13 protein-coding genes are annotated in these 23,432 nt (G+C 61.1%); 5 read left to right on the top strand and 8 right to left on the bottom strand.

The genetic code is table 11. The annotated features are described in order from the left end of the window. The first annotated feature begins 104 nt into the window (after nt 1-104). Entirely contained in the window at nt 105-2,951 is a 2,847-nt protein-coding gene (locus CSZ94_RS13065; RefSeq protein ID WP_180977455.1) for a TonB-dependent receptor, read from the top strand. 84 nt (nt 2,952-3,035) lie between these two features. Here CSZ94_RS13065 and aroG read toward each other — a convergent pair whose 3' ends face one another. From aroG to CSZ94_RS27630, 5 genes are all read right to left on the bottom strand, one after another. Beyond that, entirely contained in the window at nt 3,036-4,100 is a 1,065-nt protein-coding gene (gene aroG / locus CSZ94_RS13060) for a 3-deoxy-7-phosphoheptulonate synthase AroG (RefSeq protein WP_102121924.1), read from the bottom strand. Between the two features lie 491 nt (nt 4,101-4,591). After that, nucleotides 4,592-6,052 (bottom strand): metalloprotease TldD, encoded by a 1,461-nt coding sequence (gene tldD, locus CSZ94_RS13055; RefSeq protein ID WP_102121894.1) that lies wholly within the window; start codon nt 6,050-6,052, stop codon nt 4,592-4,594. A 19-nt stretch (nt 6,053-6,071) separates the two neighbouring features. After that, the gene (locus CSZ94_RS13050; protein ID WP_102121893.1) at nt 6,072-6,872 is read right to left on the bottom strand and encodes a carbon-nitrogen hydrolase family protein; all 801 of its coding nucleotides are present in this window, start codon (nt 6,870-6,872) and stop codon (nt 6,072-6,074) included. Between the two features lie 30 nt (nt 6,873-6,902). After that, a complete protein-coding gene (locus tag CSZ94_RS13045; RefSeq protein ID WP_308410557.1) occupies nt 6,903-11,063 on the bottom strand; it encodes a YhdP family protein in 4,161 nt (1,386 codons plus the stop codon). 23 nt (nt 11,064-11,086) lie between these two features. Next, nucleotides 11,087-11,302: a hypothetical protein gene (locus CSZ94_RS27630; protein ID WP_146009801.1), complete on the bottom strand. Its 216-nt coding sequence runs from the start codon at nt 11,300-11,302 to the stop codon at nt 11,087-11,089. On the opposite strand from CSZ94_RS27630, the gene glnE reads away from it, so the two are divergent. The 3 genes from glnE (at nt 11,301) to CSZ94_RS13030 (ending at nt 15,436) form a co-directional block, all read left to right on the top strand. Next, the gene (gene glnE / locus CSZ94_RS13040; RefSeq protein WP_258000958.1) at nt 11,301-14,081 is read left to right on the top strand and encodes a bifunctional [glutamate--ammonia ligase]-adenylyl-L-tyrosine phosphorylase/[glutamate--ammonia-ligase] adenylyltransferase; all 2,781 of its coding nucleotides are present in this window, start codon (nt 11,301-11,303) and stop codon (nt 14,079-14,081) included. The genes CSZ94_RS27630 and glnE overlap by 2 nt on opposite strands. Nucleotides 14,082-14,224: 143 nt before the next feature. Next, a complete protein-coding gene (locus CSZ94_RS13035; RefSeq protein ID WP_258000957.1) occupies nt 14,225-14,644 on the top strand; it encodes a cache domain-containing protein in 420 nt (139 codons plus the stop codon). Nucleotides 14,645-14,671: 27 nt separating this feature from the next. Continuing rightward, nucleotides 14,672-15,436 carry a YoaK family protein gene (locus tag CSZ94_RS13030; RefSeq protein ID WP_102121891.1) on the top strand — a complete coding sequence of 255 codons (765 nt, stop codon included), beginning with the start codon at nt 14,672-14,674 and terminating at the stop codon, nt 15,434-15,436. 56 nt (nt 15,437-15,492) lie between these two features. On the opposite strand, the gene gap is transcribed toward CSZ94_RS13030, so the two are convergent. Then, nucleotides 15,493-16,503 carry a type I glyceraldehyde-3-phosphate dehydrogenase gene (gene gap, locus CSZ94_RS13025; RefSeq protein WP_096234037.1) on the bottom strand — a complete coding sequence of 337 codons (1,011 nt, stop codon included), beginning with the start codon at nt 16,501-16,503 and terminating at the stop codon, nt 15,493-15,495. A 78-nt stretch (nt 16,504-16,581) separates the two neighbouring features. Further along, nucleotides 16,582-18,579, bottom strand: coding sequence for a transketolase (tkt, locus tag CSZ94_RS13020; RefSeq protein WP_102121890.1), 1,998 nt, complete (start codon nt 18,577-18,579; stop codon nt 16,582-16,584). Nucleotides 18,580-18,773: 194 nt separating this feature from the next. On the opposite strand from tkt, the gene CSZ94_RS13015 reads away from it, so the two are divergent. Then, entirely contained in the window at nt 18,774-19,499 is a 726-nt protein-coding gene (locus CSZ94_RS13015) for a 16S rRNA (uracil(1498)-N(3))-methyltransferase (protein ID WP_102121889.1), read from the top strand. Nucleotides 19,500-19,605: 106 nt separating this feature from the next. On the opposite strand, the gene CSZ94_RS13010 is transcribed toward CSZ94_RS13015, so the two are convergent. Beyond that, entirely contained in the window at nt 19,606-22,446 is a 2,841-nt protein-coding gene (locus tag CSZ94_RS13010) for a TonB-dependent receptor domain-containing protein (RefSeq protein WP_146009800.1), read from the bottom strand. Nucleotides 22,447-23,432 lie beyond the last annotated feature (986 nt).

Genomic DNA, 23,432 nt, shown 5'->3' with positions numbered 1-23,432 from the left:
AGAATTTTCATTGGTGGATGTTCAAAAAGGAAAATAAATTGTTGGCAAGCAACAAGTTATCTCAAAATAATTGCCGCCTTTATCACAATAACAAGGAATTTCAGATGATGATAGAAAATGTAATATCGCGGTCGCTGCGCCTGATGTTTGCAGGCGGCATGGCCCTGAGCATGCACGCCGCGTATGCGCAAGAAACAACAGATGGCACCATGCAACGCGTGGAAGTCACGGGTTCGAGCATCAAGCGTATCGCTTCCGAAGCGTCGCTGCCCGTGCAGTCGTTCAATCAGAAAGACATCAAGAAAACCGGCGTCACCACGGTCACCGATTTCATCCAGCAAATTCCTGCGATGCAGGGCTTCTCCGTGGCCGCCGATTCGGTGGGCGGCGGCGGCGGTGGCGTCACCACGGCGTCGATCCACGATATTGGCGCAGCCTATACGCTGGTGCTACTGAACGGCCGCCGTCTTGCGCCATCCAATTCCGGCACCACCATCGACCTGAACTCGATTCCACTGGCCGCTATCGAGCGCGTCGAAGTGCTGACGGACGGCGCGTCGGCCTTGTACGGCGCTGACGCCATCGCCGGGGTGGTCAACTTCATCCTGAAAAAAGGCGCATCGCCGCTGGAAATCAATGCCAAGTACTCGCGTCCAGAGGAAAAAGGCGGCGCCAGCAACTCGGTTTCGATCAGCAAGGGCTTCGGCGACATCGACGAAGACGGCTACAGCATTTTCGTGTCGGCCAGCCATGACGAACAAAAATCGCTGAAAGCAGCGCAGCGCAGCTTCGCAAAAAGCGGCATCATCAATTTCAACGATCCGAAGACCGGCAAGGCGCTGCAATTCATCAACGGTTCCTCGCGCTCGGCGCCAGCCAATGCCAGCGTCAACTACAACCGTACCGATGCGAACGGCAATGTGGTGATCAACCCAGAAACCAACAAACCATTTGTCGACAGCGTCAACCTCGCCAATCCGTATGCACTGGCCAATGGCGGCAAGTGCGCGCCTAGCAATATGGACTTCTACGGCGATGGCAATTGCTATTTCGACTCGCCGTCAACCATTGAAATCAATCCGGAATCGAAGCGCGACTCGCTGTTCAGTTCGGGTACCGTCAAGCTGGGCAAGACCGGCTGGCAGGGTTTCTATGACTTCGCCTATACCGAAGCGCGCATCAAGGCCAGTATCGCACCATACCCGGCCGATTTCTCCATTTCCCCGAATTCGCCACTGTTCAGCAAGTACCTGGCCTCGCAGTTGAGCCCATCGCAACTGGCCAATGCCGTGAGCGGCGTCGCCAAATATCGCCTGTCCGAAATGGGCAACCGCGTGTACGACTACGGCACCAAGGCCACCCACCTCGTCGGTGGCGTGGAAGGCAGTGCATTCGGCTGGGATATCAATACGGCCGTGACATACTCGAAAAACAAGCAAACGCAGGACTACGTCAGCGGCTTCCCGCTGTCCGACAAGTTCAACGCCCAGATCGACGCCGGCAATATCGACCCATTCGCCTACCCGGTGGGCTCCATGCCTGACGCCATGCGCCAGGCACTGATGGGCACGGGTTTCAGCGGCACCTACAACACGCAAACCGTGGAAATGAAGGGCGTCGACGGCCGCGCATCGCGTCCCGTGTTCTCGCTGCCGGGCGGCACCGCCATGCTGGGCGTGGGCGCCGACTTCCGCAACACCTCGTACAAGATGCAACAGGCAGACGTCGCCAGACAAGCACAAATCCTGTTTGACAATCAACAAGTCGACAGCGAATACGCACGCGACAATGCAGGCGCATACGCCGAGCTGATGCTGCCGATCTCGAAGAAGCTGGAAATGACGGGCTCGCTGCGTTATGACCAGATTGGCGCCATCGATGACAAGTTGACGGGCAAGACGGTAGGCAAGAAGGAAAACGCCACCACCTGGAAAGTCAGCGGCAAGTATTCCGCGACCAAGAGCCTGATGTTCCGCGCCGCAGCCGGTACCGGTTTCCGCGCCGCCAGCATGCAGGAAATCGCCGGTCCACTGGAAGACTGGGGTGTCACAGGCGGTAACTACCAATGTCCACTGACGGCAGCGAACGGTATGGGCGGCCACCCGCTGGCCGGTTACTGCAGCGGCGTGGGACGCCAGCAGTTTGAAGCCTTCCAGGGCGGCAATCCGGATCTGAAGCCGGAGACGTCGAAGCAGTGGAGCATCGGCACCGTATTCGAGCCGATCAAGAGCCTGTCCATGTCGTTCGACCTGTGGAACGTGGAAATCCGCGACCAGGTAACGTCGGTATCTGAAAGCTTGATCTTCAACAATCCAGCCAAGTACGCCAACCTGTTCACCACCAAGCACATCAGCTCGACGGGCCTCGACGTGCTGGCCATCAAACTGCTGCCTATCAACATCGGCAAGGTGGAAAACCGCGGTATCGACTACGACTTCACCCACAAGATGAAGCTGCTGGACGGCCGCCTGACGACTCGCCTGATGGGTACCTACCTGCTGCGTTCGCGCTACACGACGCCGGGCACCGATGATCAATGGGAAACCAGCCTGAATCGTTACGGTTCGAACGACAAAGTCAGCTTCCGCAACATCATCCGCGCCACCAGCACGTTTGAAACAACCAAGTTCACGCATACGCTGAGCGCCAGCTACCGCAATGGCTACACGGACAAGGAACAGACGGTTGACGATTGCGCCGTGATCGTGGCCGGCAGCCCTGGCGAATGCTATGGCATCCAGCTGGAAGTACCGAGCTATACCACCTTCGACTTCCAGACGGCTTACCGTCCACTGAAGAATGTGGAAATCACGGGCGGCATCCTGAACCTGTTCGATCGCAGTCCGCCGTTCACCCTGCGCAACACGGGTTCGCATCAAGTGGGCTACAACCCATCGTACTCGAGTGCCCTGGGCCGCCAGTTCTACCTGAGCGGTTCCTACAAGTTCTAAGCTGATTGCATCTGCTCCCGGCTAAAAACTGAAAGAGCCCGGAAAGCTTAGCTTTCCGGGCTTTTTTTCATGCTGCGCACCACCTTATTGCGCGTCGCCCTGCAGACGGCGCTGCTTGACGGCCGCCGCCAGGTTTTCCAGCACGGCCACGCTGGCGCTCCAGTCGATGCAGCCATCCGTGACGGACTGGCCATAGATCAATTCCTTGCCCGGGATCAAATCCTGGCGCCCAGCCACCAGATGCGATTCCACCATCACGCCGACGATGCGGCCATCGCCACCGGCCACCTGGCTGGCGATGTCGGCACACACGGGGATCTGGTTCTCCGGTTTCTTCGAGCTATTCGCGTGCGAGGCGTCGATCATCAGGCGCGCCGCCAGGCCTTGCGCGGCGATGGCCTTGCACGCTTCGTCGACGCTGGCTGCGTCATAATTGGGCGTCTTGCCACCGCGCAAGATGATGTGGCAATCTTCGTTGCCATTGGTCGAAACGATGGCCGAGTGGCCGCCCTTCGTGACGGAGAGAAAATGGTGCGGCTGCGAGGCGGCCTTGATGGCTTCCACGGCAATCTTGACATTGCCGTCCGTGCCATTCTTGAAGCCGACGGGACAGGACAGTCCCGAGGCCAGCTCGCGGTGCACCTGCGACTCCGTGGTGCGCGCGCCGATGGCGCCCCAGCTGATCAGGTCGGCGATGTATTGCGGGCTGATGACGTCGAGGAACTCGGTGCCAGCAGGCAAGCCCAGCTCATTGATATTGCGCAACAGTTCGCGCGCCATGCGCAAGCCGTCGTTGATGCGGAAGCTGTTGTCCATGTACGGGTCGTTGATCAGGCCCTTCCAGCCCACCGTGGTGCGCGGCTTCTCGAAGTAGACGCGCATGACGATTTCCAGTTCGCCGGCGAAACGCGCGCGCTCCTTGACCAGCAGGCGCGCATATTCCATCGCCGCCTTGGTATCGTGGATGGAGCAAGGTCCGATCACCACCATCAGGCGGTCATCCTGGCCGTGCAGGATACGGTGCAGGGCAATGCGGGCGCTGGCAGCGGTCTGTTCGGCTTGCTCCGAGCAGGCAAATTCGCGGATCAGGTGGGACGGCGGGGTCAATTCCTTCATTTCGCGAATGCGCAAATCATCGGTGCGGGGCATCATTTTCTCCAAAATTTAAGGAAGGGTAAAACATCTGGGTAAAAAAAAACCGCCATCAGTGGCGGTTTTTTAGAATTTGCTGGGATCTCGTTTTTTGCTGCTACGTGAACCGACCGCTACTCCACCGCCTTTGGGTTGGAATTGCTAAAGTAAAAATAAGCGGTAAAAAAGTGGCGAGCGAACATGCGAGTCATCCCTAAGTGATGAACGACTATAAACCTAAATTGCAAAGATTGGCAAGCATATTTGTCGGCAAAGCCGCATGTTGCAGCCGTTTTACACTGCAATGCGCGTAAAAAAGCATAAAAAGTTGCGTGCTGCGGATGCGCATCGGCTGACTACCAACGCTGTGCACGCCACGCCAGCCGGTTTTGACGCTGGCAAACGACGCACTATCAACGTCTCGACTACGCGGGCGCGGCGGGACGCTTTCTCCGTGCGGAATCGAAGTACACATTATGAGGCGCAGGTGTTTGCGCTTGACCCCTGGTTCAGGCCGTGCCGCCCACCGTGATGCCATCGAGGCGCAGGGTTGGCTGCCCTACGCCCACGGGCACGCTTTGCCCCTCCTTGCCGCACACGCCCACGCCCGAGTCCAGGCGCATGTCGTTGCCGATCATGGAAACGCGGTGGAGCACGTCCGGGCCGTTGCCAATCAGGGTCGCCCCTTTGACCGGGTAGCTGAGTTTGCCGTTTTCTATCATGTACGCTTCGCTGGCCGAGAAGACGAACTTGCCGTTCGTAATGTCGACCTGACCGCCGCCAAAGTTGACGGCATATAAACCGTTTTTGACGGAAGCGAGGATTTCACCCGGGTCCCGGTCGCCTCCCAGCATATACGTGTTCGTCATGCGCGGCATGGGCAGGTGGGCGAACGATTCGCGGCGCGCATTGCCCGTCACGGGCATCTTCATCAGGCGCGCATTCATGGTGTCCTGGATGTAACCCTTCAGGATGCCATCCTCGATCAGGGTCGTGCACTGCGTCGGGTTGCCCTCGTCGTCGATATTCAGGGAGCCGCGCCGGCCAGCCAGGGTGCCGTCGTCGACCACCGTGACGCCCTTGGCAGCCACGCGCTCGCCGATGCACCCGGAAAACGCGGACGAGCCCTTGCGATTGAAATCGCCTTCCAGGCCGTGGCCGATGGCCTCGTGCAGCAGGATGCCGGGCCAGCCTGGTCCCAGCACGATGGTCATGGGACCGGCGGGCGCCGGGCGCGCTTCCAGGTTCACCAGGGCCGAATTGACGGCGTCTGCCGCGTATTGTTCCAGCACGGCATCGCTGAAATAGTCATAGCTGAAACGTCCGCCGCCGCCGGCCGAACCCGTTTCGCGGCGGCCATTCTGTTCCGCGATCACGGTGAGCGAGACGCGTACCAGCGGGCGAATGTCGGCCGCCAGCACGCCGTCGCTGCGCAGCACCAGCACCACGTCGTACTCGCCGGCCAGGCCCGCCATTACCTGCACCACGCGAGGATCTTTCGCGCGCGCCATCTTTTCCACGCGCTCAAGCAGTTGCACCTTGGCCGTGGCGTCCAGCGAAGCGAGCGGGTCGTTGGGCAGGTACAGCGAACGTCCGCCCTGCGCCAGCGTCTGCCTCGCGATCTTGATCTTGCCGGTCCCCGCGCGCGCAATGGTGCGCGTGGCCGCTGCCGCTTCCAGCAGGGCCCGTTCGGAAATCTCGTCGGAATACGCAAAGGCCGTCTTGTCGCCGGACACGGCGCGCACGCCCACGCCCTGGTCGATGGAAAAGCTGCCCGTCTTGACGATGCCCTCTTCCAGGCTCCAGCCTTCGCTCTTGGTCGACTGGAAGTACAGGTCGGCATAATCGACCTTGTGCGTAAACATCGTGCCCAGGGCTTTCAGCAGCTTGTCTTCGTCCAGGCCGAACGGCGTGAGCAGGAGTTCGCGCGCCACGGCCAGGCTGGACAGATTGGGTTCAAATGGGATCATGGCTATCTATTGTTTACATTTACATGGTGCGGTGGGCTAACGCTGGCAAGGATTCGCGCACGCCGGCCAGGAACGCCAGGTCGATCTCGCCGCTCACCACGCCCTCGCCTTCGGGCAACACGGCTTGCACTTCGCCCCAGGGGTCGATCAGCATGCTGTGACCCCAGGTACGCCGGCCGTTCGGATGCAGGCCGCCCTGCGCCGAGGCCAGCACATAGCACTGGTTTTCGATGGCGCGCGCGCGCAGCAGCACTTCCCAGTGGGCGCTGCCCGTCGTATGGGTAAACGCGGCCGGCACGACGATCAGCGCGCAATCGCCCATGGCGCGGTACAGCTCGGGAAAACGCAGATCGTAGCAGATGGACAGGCCGACCCGGCCAAACGGCATCTCGATCGTGCGCACTTGCGCACCGGGCACGATGGTGCGCGATTCATTGTAGGACTCGGTGCCGCGCTTAAAGCCGAACAGGTGGATCTTGTCGTAGCGGCCGGCCGACTCGCCTTGCGGGTCGTACACCAACGTGGTATTCAAGACCTTGCCCTCCGCGCCGGAAATCAGGGGCAAGGTGCCACCGATCAGCCAGATGCCGTGCTGGCGCGCCATCTGCGCCATGCCATCCTGGATGGGTCCGCTGCCAGGCTGTTCCGCATGGGCCAGCTTGTCCGTTTCCTGCTTGCCCATGATGGCCCAGTATTCGGGCAGCACCACCAGCTGCGCGCCACCGGCGGCGGCCTGCGCCACCAGGCGCCGCGCCGTGGCCAGGTTGTCTTCCACGGACGGCGAGGAAATCATTTGTATTGCTGCGACTGTATGCATCATTGCCACCTTTTATCCATTCGAACGCCTCGCCTATTTCGCCACCGCCTCCGCCGCTGAGGCGGCAGGCACGGCGACAGGCTCCAATTTACCACCGTCGAGCTTGGTCACGACGGGCGACTTCCAGGGGCCGGCGATCTGCATGTGGTAGGTGAGCGCCTTCATCACGGGGGCGCGCAGGAACAATTGCGCCAGGAAACTGCCCAGGCCGATGACGGGATTGACGGCCAGCGCATACACGAGCGGCCCCGTGCCCAGGTTAAATTCCGGGATCACCACCACGTGCAAATTCGTCGTTTCATTGGCGATGTCGGCCGTGCCATCCATCAGTACGGTGGCCGCCACGCCGTGCATCTTGAGGTTGTCGGTGGTCACCACGCCGCGCTTGATGTTGGCGTTGGCCGTGATGCCGTCGAAGGCCAGGCCTTCGGAAAACACGTCGTGGAAATCGAGTTTCAGCAAACGGGGCAAGGCTTGCAGGCTGAGCACGCCCAACAGCTTGGCCGCGCCCGGATCCTGCTTGAGGAACTGGCCCGACTCCACATTCATCTCGATCTGCCCCGACAGGGTGGGAATGTCGAGCGAATACGGCAAACCATTCCAGGCGATGTCGCCGCTCAGGCGCCCCTTGCCGCGACGCAGCGTGTCGGCAAAGCCGAAGCGGTCGAGCAACTTGCCCGCATCGACGATATCGAGGCCAAAACGCAGGCTGGTCGTGCTTTGCCCATCCTTGATGACCCATTTGCCATTGCCGCTCAGCGCACCATCAGGATTGGACAGTTGCAGCTTGCCCACGCGCCACTCGCGCCCGCCCGCCGCCATGGTGTTATAGGCCTGCAACTCCAGCCGGCCGATCTTCTTGTTGAACAGCTCAAATTGCTCGGCGATGATATCGAGCGAGGGAATCGACTGGGCGCCACTCTTGCCTTCCAGCAAATTCTTCACATCGTTGGCGGCCGATTCCGGAATGATCAGCGACGACAGACGCGCCGTCATCTTGCCCAGTCCGGACGGCGTTTCCAGCCATGTCACATAGCCCGACACCTGTTTCGCGTCAATATTGGCTTGCCACACATCCTTTTGATGCGTGGCGCCCACCACCACGTTTTCCAGCTTGCGCTCACCCAGCATCAGTTCGCTGGCACGCGCCGCCATCAGGTCCGGCACCACGTATTGTGCGATATCGGGCGCGTCGTCAGCGCTGCCGCCCGCATCGGCTGGCGCCGTGCTGCCGGCAATCTCGCTGCCGACGCCGATCCAGCTGTCTACGTCCAGCGTTTTCATATTCACGTTGAGCATCATGCCGCTGTCCGGTTCCGGCGCCGGCACGTTCACGCCGATGCCGCCGCGCACCAGGCGCCAGGCATCCTTGCCCTGCTTCTGGCGCTGGTAGCGCGCAGCGATGCCCGACCCCAGCGCGATGCGGATATCGTCAGTGCGCAGGCCGGCCCCGTTCGCCGCATTGCCCGTCAGGGTAAATTTCACGGGCAAGCTATCGCCGGCCGGCTTTTTCAGGGGAGCGGGGAAATCCAGACCCAGACCCGTCAGCGGCGACTCGACATTGACCACCACCTGGTGGTCGCGCGCCGTGATCAGGCCGCTATAGCGCGCGCCGCCATTCAAATGTTGCGCCAGGCGCTGCAGCACAGGCGATGGATACGTCTTGCGCAAGCCGTCGATGCTCATGTTGCCGGCAATTTTCACCTGGATGGAATTGTCCGCCTGCGTGCCGCCCGAGATGGCCAGCGGCCCGCCCAGCAGGCTGCCATTCAAGCCATTCAGATTGACGCCCCTCTCGTTGAATTCGATCTTGCCCTGCGTGCCCAGCACGGGCGGCATGTCGTGGAACAACACCACGTCATTGCCCGCCAGCTGCAAGCTGCCCTGCACGGTCGCCTCGATCATGCGCTCTATCGGCAAGTGCAATTTGAGGGCCAGCCTGGCGTTGCCCGTCGCCGTCGTTTCATCCGTGAAATGCTCGATCCAGCCCAGCACGGGGCTGGCCGTCACGTACTTGAGGAATTCCTGCATCGGGCCGGCCGCATTGCCTTCGATATCGAGCAAGGTGTCGAAGACGGTCAGGTCGGGAATCACGGCTTTGACATTCGTCAATGCCACACCGCCCGTGGTGGCCGTGTCGCCGCGAATTTCCATGCGCGCCCGCTCGAAAATAAAACTGCCCTTGATTTTTTCCGCCTGCGGCCAGCGGGGCGCCTTGCCTGCCAGCGGGCCGTTTTCCGCCAATTCGCCGGGCGCATAATTGAGGATGCCATTCTCGATCTTGCCGGCCACGCGGAAGTCGCCACGGCTGCGCTGCGCCGGCGTATCAGCCTTGAACGGGAAATGCTCGAGTTCGCCGCGCATGCGCAGGCTGACATCGCGCGCCACGCCGCCTTCCAGCGCGCCCGTCAGCCAGTGACGCAAATGCTCGGGCGTTTGCAGCGGCAGATAGCGGCCGATGGTGTTGATCTGGAAATTGTCGATCGTGCCCGTCAAGTCCACCTGGCCCAGGTTCTTGCCGTCGAGCGGCATGCGGTGCGTGCCTTGCAAGGCGACGCGCAAACCTTGCTGATTGAAATCGAGCTTATCCAGCCCGACTTGCAGCATATTGTCCGCTTCAAAGGCCCAGCGCGCCTGCATGGCGAATTGTTCGAACGGCAAGGCCGGTTCGCTCAGGTAGGTGGGCAACTGCAGCACCAGGTCTTGCGCATCGATACTGATGCTGCCGCCCTTGTCGTTGGCGTCGATGCTGCCGCTCAGGTGCTCGACGCCGGGAATGGCTGGCGCGGCCGCCTGTGCAGGGCTACTCGCCGTCTTCGCCACGGCCAGGCGCGCCGGCTGCGCATTCAGGCCCAGGTCGATGAGTTTGCCGCGCAAACGGTAGCTGGCGGGCGTGGCCATGTCGCCGTCCCATTGCGCTGAAAAATCCTGCAAACGCCCGCGCGGCGCCAGGGCGTCGAGGCGCTGGCGCTGCTGCTCGCCCAGCGGCAACTTGTCGGCCAGCGCGGCCAGGGTGTGCAAATCGAGGGACTTGGCCGTGATTTCCGTGCGCGCCGGCTTGCGCTTGGTGGCGGCAACAAAGCGTTCGGACAAGGTCGTGGGCGGCAGGCTGAGGCCATCGCGTGTTTCCACCGCAAAATTCGTCAATTCGACCTGGTGTCCATTTGCGCCAAAGGTTGGCTTGCCGTCCGGCACCTGGGCCGACAGCTCTTCCTTGGCCGAAATGCGCCCGCTGACCGACAGCAAGTCGAGCGGAGCGATATGCTGGCCCAGTTGCGCCTGCACATCCTTCAAGCCCACATCGGCAGTGAAGCCGGCCAGGCGTGCGTGATCCAGGCTCAACCAGGCGCGCAGGGCGCCCTTGCCCTGGCTCAGCTCGAACGGATAATCGAGGTAGCGCCGCCAGGCGGCCAGGTCGGCGTTTTTCAGGTCCGCGTACAACTCGCCCTTCCACATCGACACGTCCGAGATGCGCGTGCTGAAGGGCGGATGCGTGAAGTGAGCGCGCACATCGATGGGCGCGGCCAGGCTGGCGGGCGGCGTTGCCTGCAAGCCCAGCCGGTGGCTGCGCCAGCGGTTGCGCAGCAGCAAGTTGACCTGGGACAAAGCCAGCTCGGGTGTGCCGCGCGCTTCATCCGTCCAGCGCACCTTGCCGTCGCGAATGATGATCTCATGCTGCGACAGCAGCCAGTCGGCACCCTTGCCATCGCTGCCCTGCGTGCTATCGATCAATACCCCGGCCACATACAGCTTGCCATCCTTGCTGCGCCGCACGTCCAGGTCGGGCCGGGTGATTTCCAGGGTTTCAAAGCGCACGGAACCGAGCACGCTCCACCACGACACGGTGGCCGAGACGCTCGGCAGGCTCAGCGCCTGGCGACCCGCCTGGTCGCGCAGGCTCACTTCGCCCAGAAAGAGATTCGGCCGCACGCCATGCCACGAAGCATAAATACGCGCGATACTCACAGGGTTGCCCAGCGCGCGGCTGGCCGCCCGCTCGATATCGCCTTTGTAATAGTCGATATTCGGCAAGATGGCGTAGCGCAGGAATAAAAACAGCACGGCGAAGGCGAAATACGCCAGCAGCACCAGTTTGATGGTAAAACCCAGCACATGGTGGGTGGCCAGGTTGGCCATGCGATAGGCGGCACGCAGCCGCTGCCAGCGCAGGGCCAATGGCACATGTTCTGTCACGCTTGCTTCTGGCGGTTTTTGCATCAATAAGCTAATAAACTGGCCCGGCGTAAAATAATGGCAAAAATCGTCTGCATTCGTGGTGCGCGCCTGCATCCTTGCGCTTGCTTCTGAGCAAAGCCTCCCTTACCATCGTCCGGAAGAGCACGCACTGCCGGCGCCATGAGCGCCAGCGGCACAATTTTACCGCATCCCCCGCCGTTCGCAGCCAAGTTAAACAAGAACCATGCAAGCAGCATGCCCGAGACCCTTACCGACACCATGAGCACACAGCCTTTGATCTCCGCCTCCCGTTTCTACCAGCGCTGGCTGGGCGCCGCCCCCGAGCGCGCCGCACAGGTAGCGCAACTGGTGCGCGCGCCGCTCGACGGGCTCGATTTTGCCGCCGCACTGGCCGTTCAAGCGAACGCCGCCACGCCGCCACTGCCGGCCGAGCGGGCCATGCGCCGCCTGCGCAACCTGCTCGTCTGCGGCCTGATCGCGCGCGATCTGGGCGGCCAGGCCGACTTGCACGAAGTCGTGACAGCCATGACGGGCTTTGCCGATTTCGCCATCCGCACGCATGTGGACGCTATCATGGCCGAGATGGTGGCCCTGCACGGCATGCCCGTCGGCGAGGAATCAGGCGAGGAGCAGGCATTGATGGTGCTGGCGATGGGCAAGCAGGGCGGCGGCGAGCTGAACGTTTCGTCGGATATCGACCTGATCTTTGTTTACCCGGAAGATGGCGACACGCAAGTCACCGTGCCTAGCCAGCGCAGCCTGTCGAATCACGAGTTTTTCATTCGCATGGGCAAGAAACTGATCGCCGCCCTGGCCGAGATCACGCAAGACGGTTTTACTTTCCGCGTTGACATGGCGCTACGCCCGAACGGCAATTCAGGCCCGCTGGCGGCCAGCCTGAGCATGGTAGAGCAATACCTGATCGTGCAAGGGCGCGAATGGGAGCGCTATGCCTGGGTCAAGGCGCGCGCCGTGACGGGCAAGCCGGCAGATATCGCCTCGCTCGACGCCATCGTGCGTCCCTTCGTCTTCCGCCGCTACCTCGATTTCGGCGTCATCGATGCCATCCGCACCATGCACGGCCAGATCCGCGCCGAGGTCAACCGCCAGGAGCGGCTGCACCCGGACCGCAGCAACAACGTCAAGCTGGGCCGTGGCGGCATCCGCGAAATCGAATTCCTGGCGCAAGTATTTCAACTGATACGCGGCGGGCGCGACGCCGAGCTGCGTGAGCGCTCTACGCGCGCCACCTTGCGCACGGTGGCAGACAAGGGCTTGCTGGACCCGGCCATCGTGGAACAGTTGCTGGCTTCCTACACTTTCTTGCGCAACCTGGAACACCGGCTGCAATACCTGGACGATGCGCAAACGCATACCTTGCCCGCCAACGAGGCCGATCGCTTCAGCGTGGCGCAGATGATGGGCTTGCCCGACACACCCACCCTGCTGGCCCAGCTGGAAGCGCACCGCGTGTTTGTCGCGGGACAATTTGACGAAATGTTCAGCGACAAGAGCAACGGCATGCCGCCGGCCGACACGGGCATCGATCCGCAGACGTCCAACGATTGCGCCGCCTCCGACCAGCAGGAAGCCATCGAGGCACGCTTTGCCGCCCTGGGTTTCCACGAACCGGCCGCCTGCGCGCGCCGTTTGCTGGCCACATGGCAGGCGCCACGGCTGCAATCCTTGCCCGAGGCGAGCCGCACGCGCCTGGTGGCCCTCGTCAATTCCGCCCTGCCCCTGATCACCGATTGCTCCGTTTCCAACGGTAACGCCAGCCAGCTGGCCACCCTGGGCCGCCTGCTCGACTTTTTGGAAGCCATCGCGCGCCGCTCGGCCTATTTGTCGCTGCTGACGGAATATCCCCATACGCTCGAGCGCGTCGTGCGCATGGTGTGCGCCAGCGGCTGGGCCGCCACCTTCCTCACGCAACATCCTATTCTGCTCGACGAACTGCTCGATGAACGCATCCGCAACACGGTGCCCGATCCAAACGCGCTGGCGCTGGACCTGCAGCGCCAGCTCGACGACGCGCCCGGCGACACGGAGCGGCAGATGGATATCCTGCGAGAAACACACCATGCGCAGCTGTTCCAGTGCCTGGCGCAAGACCTGGCAGGCGACCTTAGCGTGGAAAAGCTGGCCGATTACCTGTCGCAGCTGGCCGACATCATCGTCGCCGCCACCGTCCAAGCCGTCTGGCAAACGTTACCCACGCGCCACCGCGACGTGCCGAAATTCGCCGTCATCGCATATGGCAAGCTGGGCGGCAAGGAACTGGGCTATGTCTCCGACCTGGACGTCATCTTCCTGTTCGACGACGACGACCAGGAAGCGCCCGGCCTGTACGCCAAGCTGGCGCAGCGCTTCATCACCTGGATGACCTCGCACACCTCGGCCGGCATCCTGTTCGACATCGATATCGCCCTGCGCCCCGATGGCGCCTCGGGCATGCTGGTTTCCAGCGTGCAGGCATTCGAGCGCTACCAGGGCAGCGCGGCCTGGGTGTGGGAGCACCAGGCGCTCACGCGTGCGCGCTTCTGCGCCGGCGACGTCAGCATCGGCAAGCACTTCGAACGCATCCGCGACACGATCTTGCGCAAGGAACGCCCGGAAAACGGCCCGCTCAAGGGCGAAGTGGTAGCCATGCGCAAGAAAATGCTGGACGCCCACCCGCCCCGCCACGGCAGCTTTGATTTGAAACAAGATCCGGGCGGCATGATCGACATCGAATTCATGGTGCAATACATGGTGCTGCAGCATGCGGCGCAGTATCCGCAACTGACGGCCAACTCGGGCAATATCGCCCTGCTGCGCCTGTGCGGCGAGCTGGGGCTGATCGACGCCCAACTGGCCGCCCTGGTCGCCGACGCCTACCGCACGCTGCGCAAGCTCCAGCACCAGATGCGCCTGCAGGGGCAAGACCTGGCCCGGGTGGAACCGGAACGGGTGCGCGTGCATGCGGACAATGTGGTGCGACTGTGGCACACGATCTTTGCCGCAACGATTGCATAAGCCCGGCGGCGGCGTATGATACGTACAGGCAATTCCACTTCCCAGTCGTGCCGTACAACAGGCCGCGCCGGGCTTGCCCATCATCCCAGGAGACAGCGTATGAAGACTAGCGTAAAAACGGGCATCCATGCCCTCGTTGCCAGTTGCATCATCTGCGCCATGCCGGCAGCGGCATGGGCAGCGCGGACGAGGCCATCGCCATGACCAAGCGCGCCGTGGCCATGATCAAGGCCGACGGCAAGGAAAAAGCCTTTGCCGCCATTGCCGATGCCGCCAACACCAGTTTCCATGACCGCGACCTGTACATTTATGTGTACGACATGAATGGCGTCACCCTGGCGCACGGCAACAATCCCAAGATGGTCGGCAAGAATCTGATCGACCTGAAGGACAATGAAGGCAAGGCCATCGTCAAGTCGCTGATCGCCACGGCCAGCACGCCGGCCGGACGCGGCTGGGTAGACTTCAAGTGGCCCAATCCGCTGACCAAAGTGGTCCAGCAAAAATCCGGCTACATCGAACGGGTCGACAATATGATTGTCGGTTCCGGCATCTATAAATAAGCGAGAGCACGAGGAAACCGACCCGGCATGCCGTTTCACTATCTGTACCGCCTGAGCGGCGCCCAGCGCGAGACGCGCGCCGACCTTCAACTGGGCTGCGTGCTGGCGCTGGTGGCCGGCGCCGTGAATGCGGGCGGCTTCCTGGCCATCGGCGGTTACACCTCGCACATGACGGGCATCGTTTCCGGCATGGCCGACGACTTGGCATTAGGCAACCTCACCCTCGCGCTGGCCGCCTTGGGCGCCTGGCTGGCCTTCGTCTCCGGCGCGGCCGTCACGGCCATCATGGTCAACTGGGGCCGGCGCCGCCGGCTGCACAGCCAGTATGCCGCCAGCCTGTTGCTGGAAGCGGTGCTGCTGCTGCTGTTTGGCCTGACGGGCAGCTACCTGGCGGCCATGCCGGATGTGCTGGGGCCCGTGACCATCTTGCTGCTGTGCTTTATCATGGGCTTGCAGAACGCCATCATCACCAAGATCTCCGGCGCCACCATCCGCACCACGCACGTGACGGGTTTGTCGACCGATATCGGCATCGAGCTGGGCAAGATGTTGTATTACAACCGGCGCCAGCTGCCCGAGCGCAGCGTCACCGTCAACAGGAGCAAGCTCAAGACGCACAGCCTGCTGATCTCCTGCTTCTTCATCGGCGGCGTCAGCGGCGCCCTCGCCTTCAAGCATATCGGTTTTTCCGCCGCCACCATCCTCCTCGCCTGCGCACTGATCCTGCTGGCTGGCGTGCCCGTGCTGCATGACCTGCGGCTGCTATGGCGCTTCTACCGCCCAAGGCTGTAAGGGGGGAGGACGAAAAAAAACGCCCGCGAGGGCGTTTTTTGTATGTTAGCCAGGAATTACTTGGCCGACATCAGTGCGACGGTGGTGTCGAGCATGCGGTTCGAGAAACCCCACTCATTGTCATACCACGACGATACTTTCACCAAACGGCCCGACACCTTGGTCAGGGTCGAATCGAAGTTCGACGAGGCCGGGTTATGGTTGAAGTCGATCGATACCAGCGGTTCGGTCTGGTACGTCAGGATGCCTTCCAGGGCGCCTTCCGACGCGGCTTTCATCAGCGCGTTGACTTCTTCCACGGTCGTGTCGCGCTTGGCGATGAAGGTCAGGTCGACCAGCGACACGTTGATGGTCGGCACGCGGATGGCGAAGCCGTCCAGCTTGCCATTCAGCTCAGGCAGCACCAGGCCAACGGCGGCGGCAGCGCCCGTCTTGGTCGGGATCATGCTCATGGTGGCCGAACGGGCGCGGCGCAGGTCTTCATGCATCACGTCGGACAGCACCTGGTCGTTGGTGTAGGCGTGCACGGTGGTCATCAGGCCCGTTTCGATGCCGATGGCGTCGTTGAGTGGCTTGACCAGCGGTGCCAGGCAGTTGGTGGTGCACGAAGCGTTCGAGATGACGGTGTCGGTCGATTTCAATACCGAGTGGTTGACGCCGAACACGACGGTCGCATCGACGTCCTTGCCGCCTGGTGCCGAGATGATGACTTTTTTCGCGCCGCCCTTCAGGTGCGCCGAAGCTTTCTCTTTTGTCGTGAAGAAACCCGTGCATTCCAGCACGACGTCCACACCCAGCTCGCCCCATGGAATTTCAGCCGGGTTGCGCTGTGCGAATACGCGGATCGGATCGCCATTGACGATCATGTTGTCGCCTTCGACGGTGACCGTGCCCGGGAACTTGCCGTGCGCGGTGTCGTAGCGCGTCAGGTGGGCATTCGATTTGGCATCGCCCAGGTCGTTGATGGCAACGATCTGGATATCCTGTTTCTTGCCGCCTTCGTAGAAAGCGCGCAACACATTACGGCCGATGCGGCCGTAGCCATTGATTGCAACTTTGATCGTCATACTCTGCTCCTGATTAAAAAAAAGGTATCAGCACAGCACCCCGGTCAGCACACGGCCAGGGTCTGCTCAAAATCAATACTAGCCAGCGATAACGGCTTTCACCTTGGCGACGACGTTCTCGACCGTGAAGCCGAAATGCTTGAACAGCACGCCGGCCGGCGCCGATTCGCCGAACGTGTCGATACCGACCACGGCGCCTTCCAGGCCCACGTATTTGTACCAGAAGCTGGTCACGCCCGCTTCGATGGCCACGCGCGGCACGCCCTTCGTCAGCACGCTGGCCTTGTAAGCGGCGTCCTGGCGGTCATACACGTCGGTCGACGGCATCGACACCACGCGCACGTTGATGCCTTCCGAGGCCAGCGCGCTGGCGGCGGCCACAGCCAGTTCCACTTCGGAACCGGTGGCGATCAGGATCGCCTTCGCATCGTCCACGTCGTTCAGCACATAGCCGCCGCGGTAGATATTTTCAATTTGCTCGCTGGAACGCTCCTGGTATGGCAGGTTCTGGCGCGAGAAGATCAGGGTCGACGGGCCATCCTTGCGGCGCACGGCGGCGCCCCAGGCAGCAGCCGACTCGACGGTATCGCACGGACGCCAGTTGTCCAGGTTCGGGATCAGACGCATCGACGAGACGTGCTCGACCGATTGGTGCGTCGGGCCGTCTTCGCCCAGGCCGATCGAATCGTGGGTGAACACGAAGATCGAACGCAGTTTCATCAGCGCGGCCATGCGCAGGGCATTGCGGCTGTAGTCGGAGAACGTCAGGAACGTGGCGCCGAACGGGATGTAGCCGCCGTGCAAGGTGATGCCGTTCATGATGGCGCTCATGCCGAATTCGCGCACGCCGTAGTTGATGTGGTTGCCTGGCTGGCCCGAACGCACGGCCACGCACTCTTTCCAGTTGGTCAGGTTCGAACCGGTCAGGTCGGCCGAGCCGCCGAGGAATTCCGGCAGCGACGACGCCAGTGCCTGGATGGCGTTCTGGCTGGCCTTGCGGGTGGCGATGTTTTCTTTCTTCTCGACGCAGGAAGCGATGGCGGCGCTCAAGGCCGCTTCGAATGCCTGCGGCAACTCGCCCTGCATGCGGCGGGTCAGTTCAGCGGCTTGCTGCGGGAATTCGCGGGTGTAGGCGGCGAAGCGCTCGTTCCAGTCCGCTTCCAGCAGGGCGCCTTGTTGCTTGGCATCCCAGGCTGAGTACACGTCGGCCGGCATCTCGAACGGTGCGGCATCCCAGCCGATGTACTCGCGCACGGCGGCGATTTCCTTGTCGCCCAGCGCGGCGCCGTGGACCTTGTCGCCGCCTTGCAGGTTCGGCGAACCCTTGCCGATGATGGTCTTGCAGCAGATCAGGGTTGGCTTGCTGGCGGTCTTGGCGGCGGCGATGGCGGCAGCCACGGCGGCAACATCGTGACCATCGACGGCGCGGATGACGTTCCAGCCGTACGCTTCGAAGCGGGCCGGGGTGTCGTCCGTGAACCAGCCTTCGACTTTGCCATCGATGGAAATGCCGTTGTCATCGTACAGGGCGATCAGCTTGTTCAAGCCCAGGGTGCCGGCCAGCGCGCACACTTCGTGCGAAATACCTTCCATCAGGCAACCGTCACCCACAAAAGCGTAGGTGTAGTGATTGACGATGTCATGGCCAGGCTTGTTGAATTCAGCGGCCAGCAATTGCTCCGACAGCGCCATGCCGACGGCGTTGGCGATACCCTGGCCCAGCGGGCCAGTGGTCGTTTCCACGCCTGGCGTGACATCGACTTCCGGGTGGCCCGGGGTTTTCGAATGCATCTGGCGGAAGGCCTTGATGTCATCCATCGACAGCGCGTAGCCCGTCAGGTGCAGCAGCGCGTAGTGCAGCATCGAGCCGTGGCCGTTCGACAACAGGAAACGGTCGCGGTTCTGCCATTTTGGATTCGCGGGATTGTGGCGATAGTGACCACTCCACAGGGCAACTGCGATCTCGGCCATGCCCATCGGCATGCCTGGATGGCCGGAGTTGGCCTTTTGTACAGCGTCCATTGCCAGTGCGCGGATCGCATTGGCCATTTTGGTAGTCGGGAGCGTAGTTGTCATGATGGTGTGGGTCAGTCGCGAGTTTGGGATTCGTTTGCAACAGCACGGACAAGAAAGAACCCAGGCCGGCTGCTTTATGTAGTCAACTATTTTACCAGACTGGGGGGCTGCAAATTAGAATTGCGGCGTACTGGCCCGCCAAATGGCTATACTTTGACGTCTTTCCACCCCACTTACCCCCGTTGAGGATTTGCATGCCGCGTTTTTTCTGCCCCCAGCCGCTCGTTGCCGGCACCACAATCGCCCTGCCGGAGGCTGTCGCCCACCATATCCAGGTCGTGCGCCTGGCGCCGGGCGACCTCATCACCCTGTTCAATGGCGAAGGCGGCGAAGTGCAGGCCAGCCTGGTGGCGGTCGCCAAGCGCAGCGTGACGGCGGAAATACAGGCGCACGTGGCGCGCGAAGCGGAACTGCCGTATGCCGTGACCCTGGCCCAAGCGCTGCCGGAAGCATCGAAAATGGACTGGATCATCGAAAAAGCCATCGAACTGGGCGCCGCGGGCATCGTGCCGCTGGCGGCGCAGCGCTGCGTGGTGCGCTTGTCGAGCGAGCGGGCCGAGAAAAAGCTCGCGCATTGGCAAGGCATCATCGTCTCCGCATCGGAACAATGCGGCCGCAACCGACTGGCCCAGCTGGCGCCATTGCAGGATTTTAGTAGCTGGAGCAGCCAGCAAGATCTGCATAAGCGCATCATTTTGACGCCGCGCGCGGACCAGTCGCTGGCCGACTGGGCGCGCCACCAGCCGCCGCAAGCGATCACCGTGATGGTGGGGCCGGAAGGCGGGTTTACCGAGGCGGAAGAAAAAGCCGCCATCGCGGCTGGCGCCATCGGCTTGGCGATGGGGCCGCGCATCCTGCGCACCGAGACGGCGGGCCTGACGGCGCTGGCCACCCTGGGCGCCTTGTGGGGCGGTATGTAAGAAGCAGCACCTTCTATGAAAAAAGCCACCCGACTACAAAATCGGGTGGCTTTTTTATACCGGACATGCCTGTATGCCGGCGTGCTGACACGCCGGCAGATACTGATTACATGAAGTGGTAGTTGGCACTCACGCGGAAGTAGCGGCCTTGACCGTTGTGCAGTTGGGTGTTGAAGCCTTCCACTGCGTAACGCGGATCGTATGGAGCCTTGATATCAAAGACGTTCTTGACGTTGAACGACAGTGTCAAATCCTTGAAGCCCGTGTACGAATAGGCCAGATTGGTCGTCGTCCAGCTCTTCACGCTGCAGTTGGTGATGTAGTTGCTGAATTTCGGCAAGCCACCCAGTTGATACGCAGTCGATGGCTGTCCCGAGCCGTACTGGCAGTATGGCTTATCGTAAAATACATCGTTGTCGCTGCGGCGCAGCAGCGACACGGCACCCACGAAATCAACCGACGTGGTCAGCGAGTGATCGCCACGCGTCCAATTGGCCGATGCACTAGCGCGGTGCTTCGGATTGTCGCCAACCGACGTTGACCAGTCGGAAATGCCGCCAGCAGAACCCGAGGTGTCGGTCGCTACGTCGCCTGGACGCTCGGCACGCTTGAAGCTCATCAGATAGCTCCAGTTCACATTGGCGGTCAGACGGCCCATGTCGCCCAGCGATTTGCGGAAGGCGACTTCAACGTCGACGCCCTTCACCTCGGTGCTGCCCTGGTTCACATACGAACGGTTGACCTGATAGATCGGGCCGCTATTTGGGATAGGCTTGCCGCTGCCATCGACCAATTGGTTAGCTGCGCTATTGTCGCGCACCACGTTGGCGGGGTAGCGGTCAGCATGGTCGATCATGTACTGTGCGCTGAACAAAGCGGTCTCATCGACCTTTTTGATGCGATAGTAGTCGATCAGCACGTCGATATCCTTGGTCGGCGCGAGGATCAGGCCCAGCGAGTAGCTCTTCGACTTTTCAGGACGCAGGTCAGGCGTTGCCGACGACAGGCTGGAAATACCCTTGGCGCAATCGCCCTTGTCCGCGCCGGGGACCGGATTGACACCGTCCGGGCAGCGCAGCGAATCCGTTACCGTCGAGAATGACTGTACGCCGCCTGGCGACACTTGCGTCAGGGCAGGAGCACGGAAACCTTCCGCGTAGGTGCTGCGGATGGCAATTTTATCGTTGACCGTCAGCTTGCCGCCCACTTTAGGGACGAAATTGCCCTTCAGGTTAGGGTATTTGTCGTAACGGCCAGCAAAGTCCATCTCGAAGTTCTTGGTCCACGGCGTACGCACTTCAAAGAAGGCGGAGCTCACATTGCGGCGACCGTCGGCAACCGAGTTGGCCAGGCCAACGATATCGCCACGCTGCACTGCCATGTCCGGTGTCAGGCCGATTTTTTCTTGACGGAATTCAGCACCAAACGCCACGCCTACCTGGCCGCCGCCCAACTGACCGAAGGCGGTACTGGCTTTGGCATCAACCTGGGCAACCTGCGCAAAACCGCGGTTGGCCAGATCGCGCGTGACGCTAGGATCGGCATTGACCTGTGCCAGGGTCCAACCCTGGGTCATGACTTTTTCCAGGGTCGGGCGGTACAGCATGCCGAACGTCTCTTCCTTGCGCTCGGCACGGTTCCACAGGAAACCGGTTTCCCAGTCCCACTCGCCGACGGTGCCGCGCAAGCCGGTCAGCAAACGGTAGGTTTCATTGGTATTGACTGCGCCACCTTCCGCGCTGACGCGGTAGCCGACTGCGGCGCGCTGCGTCGGAAACGGATTGTCAGGGTGGCCTACCGGCAGAATCATCTGGAATTGCTGGGGCGCAGCGCCCAGCAGGAAGACGGTCGTGGCGGCCGTGCCACGGAATGCCGTTGGAGCACGCAGGTAGGTACGTTCCGAACGGCTATAGCCCGCTTCCGCAAACGCGGTCATGCTCGGCGTGATTTCGTACGTGGCACGCGACAGCACGTTGGCGTCCTTGCCTGCGCTTTGCACTTCCGAATAATCGTTGGTGTTGAAATTACAGAACGTACGGCCCACCAGGGTATCGGTTGCTGTCAGATTATGCGCCACACGGTCGCCCGTAATCTGTTGCGAGGTCGGGCAGTCCAGGCGATTCTTGACCAGGTCGCGCAAAACATAGTTATTGGCGAAGTTCTTGCCGCCTGGCGTACGCTCAGCATAGAAGAAAGGCGAGGTGCTCAGGCTGCTCGAAAACGGGTTCAGGCGGGCGTTGATGTCCGCGTACATGCCTTTTTCGACGTCGTTGACGTTCTTGATCAGGGTACTGTCGCGCTTGGCGATGTCAAAGCTGACGAAAGCGTTGAAACGGTCCTTGCCGAAACCGAAGATACCACTGAGGTTTTGGCGGGCAAACTCGCCGTCATCGTTGGCACTGATGCTGGCTGTCAATTCAGCACCTGTGTAATTAGTTTTGGTAATGAAGTTGACCACACCGGCAATCGCGTCGGAACCGTACACAGCCGAGGCACCATCCTTGAACACCTCAACGCGTTCAATCGCGGAAACCGGGATGCTGTTCAAGTCATACACGGCCGATTTACCCTGGTTCGGGTCGGCGTAAGCGGATGCCGTGATGCGGCGGCCGTTCAACAGGACCAGTGTAGACGAGGAACCCAGGCCGCGCAGGGAAGCCGTGGCTGCACCGCGCGAGAAACCGCCGTCGGTTACGTCCACCGAGGATCCCGAGCCGAAGGCGGGGATCGAGTGCAACAGCTCAGCTACAGTGTTGGCGCCAGTCGCGGCGATCTGTTTGGCATTGAGAGTCTGGACCGGGGAAGAACCTTCCTTTTCGGAACGTTTAATATTCGAACCAGTCACCAGCACCTTTTGCACGGCGGGCTCGGCGGGCACCTCTTGCGCAATCGCCACCATGTGCGACGATGCCAGCGTAAGTGCTACTGCAACAACACTACGTTTCAACACAATTTTCTTAACCAATTTGTTCTCCGTACAAGCCACTCTCACAGCTTGCTCTTATAGAACTGACTGTTGACCAAGGAACTGTGGGTTCAATCCCTTGGCAACCCGATCTAGGATCGCCGTTCACCCCCGGCTTGTTTTTACAAAATGTGATGGACATTTTGCCTAGTGGATACACTAGAACATTTCCTGGCCCAAATTGTCAAATATATCCATAGAAGTTACACTTAATTACAACAGTAAGGATTTTCTACATGTGTCGAACAGGAACAAGCAAGTGGCAGGTGCGCGAAAAGTGGCACCGGGAGATAAGAGCATGAGTGAGCAAATGCGCAAAAGCAGGGACTCGGGCAGCTATCGATACAAGAGTCTTAACAAGCCTTCTAGTTCATCATGAGACTACAACGTTGTCAATAAGAAATGTTGGTTTCATACCTTCACGCACATAAAACAACACAATGAAAGCACCATCCCGGGCTGCACGCACTCCATGCAATTGCGGGCGCGCAGTGGCCATATGGGGAGCACAGGAAACCAGGGCCGGCGGCACGGCGCCAGTGCAACACGGCGGCGGGGTCAGGTCCGCCGTTCAGACACGACTTCAGCCATTCCGATGTCCAAGCCATGACCTACATCGCCACCGCTTTTCAAGGATACTCAGTCGTGCCGTATCGGCATTTAATAAAGCGCAACTTGCCACAAATAAAGATGAGCAAAGCTGAGATCGTGTACGGATGCCGGACCTGACCCTGGCCTCTGCTGGATGCCGGACCTGACCCTGGCCTCTGCTGTCAGTGCCGGCGCCAGGGCGGCGGGGTCAGGTCCGCCGTTCAGACACGACTTCAGCCATTCCGATGTCTGAGGTGTACTGTCAATAGCGGACACTCTTGTTTCAAGCCGCCCGTGTCTGTTTGCTGAATTTTTCAGCGAACAACGCGGGCGGAACATTGCCGAGGCGCGAGTGGCGCCGCTGGCGGTTGTAAAAG

Origin of the sequence: Janthinobacterium sp. ROICE36 (assembly GCF_002869965.1) — a bacterium.
GTDB lineage: Bacteria > Pseudomonadota > Gammaproteobacteria > Burkholderiales > Burkholderiaceae_D > Janthinobacterium.
Note: the sequence above shows the minus strand (reverse complement) of the source record. Positions and strands in the feature narration are given on the sequence as shown.

Coding starts and splice junctions, on each gene's coding strand:
- aroG (WP_102121924.1), bottom strand. CDS start 4,100: ATGCCCCGCACCGATGATTTGCGCATTCGCGAAATGAAGGAATTGACC.
- tkt (WP_102121890.1), bottom strand. CDS start 18,579: ATGACAACTACGCTCCCGACTACCAAAATGGCCAATGCGATCCGCGCA.
- gap (WP_096234037.1), bottom strand. CDS start 16,503: ATGACGATCAAAGTTGCAATCAATGGCTACGGCCGCATCGGCCGTAAT.
- glnE (WP_258000958.1), top strand. CDS start 11,301: ATGCCCGAGACCCTTACCGACACCATGAGCACACAGCCTTTGATCTCC.
- CSZ94_RS27630 (WP_146009801.1), bottom strand. CDS start 11,302: ATGCTGCTTGCATGGTTCTTGTTTAACTTGGCTGCGAACGGCGGGGGA.
- CSZ94_RS13065 (WP_180977455.1), top strand. CDS start 105: ATGATGATAGAAAATGTAATATCGCGGTCGCTGCGCCTGATGTTTGCA.
- CSZ94_RS13015 (WP_102121889.1), top strand. CDS start 18,774: ATGCCGCGTTTTTTCTGCCCCCAGCCGCTCGTTGCCGGCACCACAATC.
- CSZ94_RS13050 (WP_102121893.1), bottom strand. CDS start 6,872: ATGATGCATACAGTCGCAGCAATACAAATGATTTCCTCGCCGTCCGTG.
- CSZ94_RS13030 (WP_102121891.1), top strand. CDS start 14,672: ATGCCGTTTCACTATCTGTACCGCCTGAGCGGCGCCCAGCGCGAGACG.
- tldD (WP_102121894.1), bottom strand. CDS start 6,052: ATGATCCCATTTGAACCCAATCTGTCCAGCCTGGCCGTGGCGCGCGAA.